Origin of the sequence: Paraburkholderia sp. C35, assembly GCF_003121405.1 — a bacterium.
GTDB lineage: Bacteria > Pseudomonadota > Gammaproteobacteria > Burkholderiales > Burkholderiaceae > Paraburkholderia.
Genome location: NZ_QBUY01000041.1, coordinates 61,622 through 68,496, shown reverse-complemented (window position 1 = coordinate 68,496; position 6,875 = coordinate 61,622). Strand labels below are relative to the sequence as shown.

At 63.7% G+C, this 6,875-nt stretch carries 6 protein-coding genes; 2 read left to right on the top strand and 4 right to left on the bottom strand.

Going from position 1 to position 6,875, the window contains the following annotated elements; translation table 11 throughout:
• Window positions 1-155: 155 nt before the first annotated feature.
• The 4 genes from DK391_RS23160 to DK391_RS23145 are packed head-to-tail and all read right to left on the bottom strand — an operon-like array spanning window position 156 to window position 2,884.
• Complete coding sequence (locus DK391_RS23160) at window positions 156-989, bottom strand: AraC family transcriptional regulator (RefSeq protein ID WP_109480321.1); 834 nt, start codon at window positions 987-989, stop codon at window positions 156-158.
• On the bottom strand, window positions 986-1,708 hold the full coding sequence (locus DK391_RS23155) for an NAD(P)H-dependent oxidoreductase (RefSeq protein WP_109480320.1): 723 nt from the start codon (window positions 1,706-1,708) through the stop codon (window positions 986-988). The genes DK391_RS23160 and DK391_RS23155 overlap by 4 nt, the downstream gene beginning before the upstream one ends.
• Window positions 1,701-2,435, bottom strand: coding sequence for an enoyl-CoA hydratase-related protein (locus DK391_RS23150; protein ID WP_109480319.1), 735 nt, complete (start codon window positions 2,433-2,435; stop codon window positions 1,701-1,703). Before DK391_RS23150 ends, DK391_RS23155 begins: the two co-directional genes overlap by 8 nt.
• Window positions 2,432-2,884, bottom strand: coding sequence for a DUF2000 domain-containing protein (locus tag DK391_RS23145; RefSeq protein WP_109480318.1), 453 nt, complete (start codon window positions 2,882-2,884; stop codon window positions 2,432-2,434). Before DK391_RS23145 ends, DK391_RS23150 begins: the two co-directional genes overlap by 4 nt.
• 303 nt (window positions 2,885-3,187) lie before the next feature.
• On the opposite strand from DK391_RS23145, the gene DK391_RS23135 reads away from it, so the two are divergent.
• Window positions 3,188-4,855 carry a GMC family oxidoreductase N-terminal domain-containing protein gene (locus DK391_RS23135; RefSeq protein ID WP_109480316.1) on the top strand — a complete coding sequence of 556 codons (1,668 nt, stop codon included), beginning with the start codon at window positions 3,188-3,190 and terminating at the stop codon, window positions 4,853-4,855.
• Between the two features lie 99 nt (window positions 4,856-4,954).
• A complete protein-coding gene (locus DK391_RS23130; RefSeq protein ID WP_109480315.1) occupies window positions 4,955-6,868 on the top strand; it encodes an alkyl sulfatase dimerization domain-containing protein in 1,914 nt (637 codons plus the stop codon).
• Window positions 6,869-6,875: the final 7 nt, after the last annotated feature.

Genomic DNA, 6,875 nt, shown 5'->3' with positions numbered 1-6,875 from the left:
TGCGGTGTTAGCCCGCTTTCTTTGCTTACTTTCTTTGCGGCGGCAAAGAAAGTAAGTGCCGCCCCGCACAGGGGCAACGCCTGAAGCACCACTAACAAAACGCGGATGCCAGCGCACAAACCCAACAACAACAACAACAACAACAACAACAACCCTCACCCAAACACAGCCTGATAAACCTTCGGCGTCACCCCAGTCTGCCTCTTGAAAACCCGCGTAAAATGCGACTGATCAGCAAAACCAGCAACCGCCCCCACCTCCGCAATCCCGCGCCCCGCGCGCAACATCGGCATCGCATACCGCACCCGCTCCTGCTGCTGAAACGCATGCGGACTCAACCCGGCTTCACGCTCAAACGCACGCAGCAACACAAACGGCGTCACGCCGAATTCACCAGCGAGCGTCGACAGCGTGAGCCGCGCATGCAGATCCTCACACAACCGGTTCTTGACCGCCCGCACCAGCGCCGGCTCCCGCCGCACGACAGGAAGACTGGCAGCACGCACGGCATGCCGCGCATGCAACCCCACGACAGCACGCGCCAGCGCCTCGCTACGCTTGAATGGATCATCGTCGACTTCCGAGCACCAGTTCACGCCATACAGACTGCGCGACACTTCAGCATCGGCGATAAACGGACTCGTCACGTCGAACCGTTCGCGTCGCGCAATGCCAAGCCGCTCGCAATACGCAGCAAGCGCCTCGGGCTGCACGTGCTCGACACGCATCTTCCAGTGGCCATCGCCTGCGGCCGCGCCCGCATGCACTACATCGGCATCGATGACGACCACGTCACCTTGCCGGCACAGTCGACGCTCCTGCTGAACTTCCACAGCGAGGGTTCCGCCCGTGATCACCGCGAGACAATGCGTGTCGTGCGTGTGCGGCGGATACCGATGCCCGACGAATTGCCCCTTGAGCATCACGGCATCCATCACGTCGGGCGCGCGCCAGAGCTTGACGGAAGGCGTCGGCAGAGTTGCTTTCATCGCGATGCGGCCTGTGGAAGCGGACGGAAAACATCATCATAGTCCTCGAGGCGAGGCATCGTCAGCGTCGGCTGCTCGTCCAGCCCGTCGACGAAATCGCACCAGCGCGCCAGGCTCGCCGCCCGCTCGGCATCAGAGCAGTAAGGAACGTGCCACGCGAAGAACGGTTCGAGCACTTCGTAGCCCACGTAACCCAGCGTGCCTTGCAGCAGATGTCGCAGCATGCCGCGTGCAAGTTCGCCGTGAATGCCATCCGCGCCGAACATATGTTCGCGCCCACCCAGCGTCACGCCGATCACGGCACGCTTGCCCGCCATGCCGCCGCGTCCATAGATGCGCTTGCCGCCATACAACGCACCCGACAGAAAGCAGCGGTCGATCCAGCCTTTGATCAGCGCAGGCGTCGAGAACCAGTAGAGCGGGAACACCAGCATCAGCGTATCGCTGGCAAGGAGCGCATCCACTTCACGGCGGATATCGGCTGCGACGATGTCGTGTTCGAGCGCATGGCGTTGCTCCAGCGCGTACACCAGATAATCGTCGTTGGCACGCTCGCTGAAGTCGCTTGCACGCACAACGGGATCGAAGTCGAGCGCGTAGAGATCGGAAAAACTCACCTCGGCGCCTTGCTGCATCAACCGGCCGCGGGCTTCGTGCGCCATCGCCGTGCAGAAGGAGCGCGGCTCCGGATGAGCGTGGACGATATGCACTTTACGCATGAGGAATCGACCTCCAGCACACGGCCGGGATGTAGGCATTGAGATACGCAAGCTCGCGTTCGATCGCGTCAGCCGCCGACGACGTCGCGCCTTCCTGCAGCAGACGCCGCGTGGCCTGCAAGGCGCTCGGCGGTTTCGACGCGAGTTGCGCGGCATAGGCGCGCGCCGTCTGATGCACATCCTCGTTGGGCACCACGCGCGAAACGAAACCGCACTGCAGGGCCTCCGTCGCCGTGATCGCGCGGCCGCTCAGCAACCAGTCGCGTGCCACCAGTTCGCCGACCCGGCGCGCCAGCAAAGCCGTCGCGCCCGCTTCGGGGACGATCCCGAGATCGGCGAATGGAAAGCGGAACATCGCGCCCTCGCCTGCGACCACGTAGTCGGCGTGCAGCAACAGGGTCGCGCCGAAACCGACGGCCGCACCGTTGACAGCGGCGACCAGCGGCTTCGGTTGCCCGGCGAAGGCACCGATGCAGCGCGCTACCGCACCGTCCGCAGCCTGCGGCCAGAGTGCGCCGAATTCGGCCTTGTCATGGCCCGAGCAGAAGCAATCCTGCGTGCCGTGCAGCAGCACGCAATGGACACGCACGTCGCCCTGCGCAAGCCGCAGCGCATTGGCGAGCGCGTCGAACATCGTGCCGTCGAGCGCATTGCGCTTTTCCGGGCGGTCGATACCGATCGACCAGACCTGGCCGTCGAGTTGCGATGTGAGGTGCGCAGTCATCATGCGAACAGCGCCAGGCCGCCGACCAGCTTGCCGATCCTGTTGCGCGGACCGACGAGCCCCACTGCGAGGTATTGCAGCGACTCGCCCTCGAACGTGTGGACAGCGTCGAGAAAGGCGCTGTAATCGGTGGTGGCCTGCCCTTGCACGGGAAAATCCACCACGTCGCAGTGCGGCAGCGATTTTGCGCGCAACGCACTCAACTGCTCCGCCGATGCCTTGAGCACGGGAATACCGATCGGAATCAGCCCCGGATGCACGACGCCGCCGCGCTCCCGCAGCGGCGCGCCGACGAGATGGCTGTGCCGCTGGCCCAAGGTGAACGCGACGACGGCGGCAGCATTCGACGCCTTGCCGGGCGTCAGCGCCTCGTCCACGACGATCACGCAGCGTTCGGGCTTGAGTACGGCTTCCGTATCGTTCGATGTCTGTACGTCTGCTTGCAAAGACAATTCCCTTCTCCTGATGAACACCCTGGAGAGCATGCTAGGGAAACCCGCACCGAAAGTATTGGATGATTTTGCAGGCGAGCGCGCGTAGCAACCCCACGCCCCTGTTGACCCACAGCAAGCTTCCCGAACGAAAAACCACCCTCCCGCCATCCCTACCCGATCCGGGTAGTCCCGCCATTCCTGCCCTGCCTCTATCGTCGTAGCGCGTGTTTTCAAGCTTTGGCGCGGCATCGACCCGCCAACGGACACGCACGACGCCCAGGAGACGGGCACGCGTCCTGCAAAACAACAAGGAATCCATCGATGAACCGGCCTTCCTGTCCGCCCGTTGCGGGCGAGTACGACTATCTCGTGATCGGCGCCGGCTCGGCCGGTTGCGCTGTCGCGGGACGTCTGTCCGACGATCCCACCATCAGCGTCGCCGTGCTCGAAAACGGCGGCCCCGACGACCACTATCTGATCTGGACGCCCGTCGGGCTGGCGAAGACGGTCGTCAAACCCGGCCCCTACAACTACGGCTATTACACCGAGCCGCAACCGGAACTCGACGGCCGCCGCAGCTATCAGCCGCGCGGCCGCGTGCTGGGCGGCTCGTCGTCGCTCAATGGCATGGTGTATATCCGCGGCCATCGCAAGGACTATGACGACTGGGCGGCGCTTGGCTGCACGGGCGGGCGTTTCGACGACGTGCTGCCGTACTTCAGGCGCAGCGAGAACAACACGCGCTTCGTCGGCTCGGACAATCCGTGGCACGGCACGGATGGCCCGCTCTACGTCAACGATCTGCGCTCGCCGAACCCGTTCTGCCGGCATTTCCTGCAAGCCGCACAGCAGGCGGGCCACGCCTTGAACGACGATTTCAACGGCGCCGAACAGGAAGGCTTCGGCTATTACCAGGTGACGCAGCACAACGGCGAACGCTGGAACGCAGCGCGTGCCTATCTGCATCGCGGCAAGACCGTCGACGGGCACTACAACGGCGGCCGCCATAATCTGCACGTGCTGACAGGCACGCTCGCATTGCGTCTCGTGTTCGAAGGCAAGCGCGCGGTGGGCGTCGTGGTCTCGCGCAACGGCGTCGAACAGACCTTGCGCGCGCGCCGTGAAGTGATCGTCAGCGGCGGCGTGTTCAACTCGCCGCAACTGCTGCTCGCTTCGGGCATCGGTCCCGCGAAACATCTGCAGCAAATGGGTATCGACGTTCGCCACGATTTGCCTGGCGTCGGCGAGAACCTGCAAGACCATCTCGACATCGTCATCAACACGCAGCTCGACAGCACCGATCTGTTCGGCGCGACCCTGCGCGGCGGCGTCCGCCTGCTCAAGGAGATTCGACGTTACCGGCGCCAGCGTACGGGCATGCTGACATCGAACTTCGTCGAGGCGGGCGCGTTCGTGAAGAGCCGGCCCGAACTGGATCGCCCGGACCTGAATCTCGTGTTCACTGTCGCGCTGCTCGGCAACCGCAACATGGGCAGCCGCCGCAAGCTCGGACATGGCTACTCGGGGCATATCTGCGTGCTGCGTCCCGAAAGCCGTGGCTATGTCCGCCTGCGCTCGCCCGACATGCGTGAAGCACCGCTGATCGACACACGCCTGATGACCGCGCCGCGCGACATGGAAACGCTGATCGCCGGTATCGGCATCATGCGCGACGTGTTCAATCAACCTGCGATGAAAGACCTCGGCGGACGCGAGATGAAAAGCGAGAGCTTCGCGAACGAGGAAACCGTGCGCGATTTCGTGCGCGGTCATGCCGACTGTCTGTATCACCCGGTCGGCACGTGTCGCATGGGAGCGGCCGGCGATCCGCTCGCCGTGGTCGATCCCGAACTGCGCGTGAGAGGTGTCGAGGGTCTGCGCGTGGTGGACTGCTCGATCATGCCGACGCTGATCGGCGGCAATACCAACGCGCCCGCGATGATGATCGGCGAAAAGGCCGCGGACATGATCCGCGCAGCGGCACGCTGATCCCCGCTACCGGCGGCGGCGCATCGCGATGCGCCGCCAGCTTCATTGCCCGTGGCCGCATGGGTGCCACGGCCTCACCTGTCCAACAGGAGCCTGTTGATGTCACACCCGATGTCGTATGAACCGCTGCCCGCGTCCGCTGCGACACGCGCCGCACAGGAACGCGCGTCGCGCGCACTACCACCCGACGATCCTCTCGAAGAAGCCGATGCGCGGCGCGGTTTCATCGCGACGCTTCCCGATGCGGAGATTCGCGGCGCCTACGACCAACTGGTCTGGAGCCTCGGCGAATACCGCTTCCTCGACGACGAGCATGCGCCCGCGACCGCGCATCCCGCGCTGTGGCGTCACGCGCGGCTGAACACGCTGCATGGTCTCTTCAAGGTGACGGAGCGCATCTATCAGGTGCGCGGCTTCGACGTATCGAACATCACGTTCATCGAAGGCGATAGCGGCCTGATCGTGATCGATCCGTTGACGTGCAAGGAAACAGCAGCAGCCGCACTCGATCTGTATTTCGTGCATCGTCCGAAGCGTCCCGTGGTTGCCGTGATCTACAGCCACAGTCACGCAGACCATTTCGGCGGCGTGCGCGGTGTGGTCAGCGAACAGGACGTGATAGCGGGCAAGGCCGCGATCATCGCGCCTGCTGGATTCATGCAGGAAGCCATTTCCGAAAACGTGATGGCAGGCACGGCCATGGCGCGGCGTGCGCAGTTCCAGTTCGGGCATACGCTGGCGCGCAACGCCTGTTGCCAGATCGACGCGGGTATGGGCAAGAACATTCCGCGCGGCACGATCACGCTGATTCCGCCCACGCAACTGATCACCGAAGCGTCGGAAACGCACGTGATCGATGGCGTCGAGATCGTGTTTCAGCTGACGCCGGAAAGCGAAGCTCCCGCCGAAATGCACTTCTATTTCCCGCAGGAACGCGCGCTCAATCTCGCCGAGAACGGCACGCGCTCGCTGCACAATCTGTGTCCGCTGCGTGGCGCTCAGGTCCGTAATGCGCAACTGTGGTCGCGCTATCTGGGCGAATCGCTCGAACGTTTTGGACGCGACGCAGAAGTCGTATTCGCGCAGCACAACTGGCCGACGTGGGGCCACGCGCGCATCGTCGATTATCTCGAAGCGCAGCGCGATCTCTACAAGTTCCTGCACGATCAGACCGTCCGCCTGATGAATCACGGGCTGAATGCCGTCGAGATCGCCGAGCAGATCAGGCTGCCCGATGCACTGCTCAACAAATGGCATACGCGCGGCTATTACGGCAGCGTGTCGCACAACGTGAAGGCGGTGTATCAGCACTATCTGAGCTGGTACGACGGCAATCCGAGCAACCTGCATGCGCTGCCGCCGGAAGCGGCCGCCACCCGCTACGTCGAATACATGGGCGGCGCGGAAGTCATGCTCGAACGCGCGCGCGTCGACTTTGAAAAGGGCGATTACCGATGGGTTGCGCAGGTGATGAATCATCTCGTGTTCGCCCAGCCGCGCTTGCGCGAGGCACGCGAACTCGGCGCGGCGGCGCTGGAGCAGATGGGCTATCAGGCGGAATCGGCCACGTGGCGCAATGCGTTCCTGCTGGGCGCGCGCGAACTGCGCGAAGGCCGCACGCCATCGACGCAGTTCGGCAATCGCAGCCGCGACATGGTTTGCGCGATCACGGAAGAAATGTTCTTCGACTACCTTGCCGTGAGAATCGACGGACTGAAGGCCCAGCATCTGAAGATGCAGATCGACTGGCAGTTCACCGACATCAACAGGCGTTTCGCGCTGAACCTGTTGCATGGCGCGCTGACCTGGTCAGCGCCGGGCCGGAGCGCTCAAGCCGACCTGCATGTATCGATGTCGCGGCACACGCTGAACCGCATTCTCTGCGCCGAGACGGGCTTCAAGGATGCCGTCGCAGCGCGTGAGATCCAGCTGGAAGGCGATGTCGCGCTGTTCCGTGCGTTGCTCGAAACGCTGGAGCAGTTCGACGGCGACTTCAATGTTGTCGAGCCGTGACGGCAAC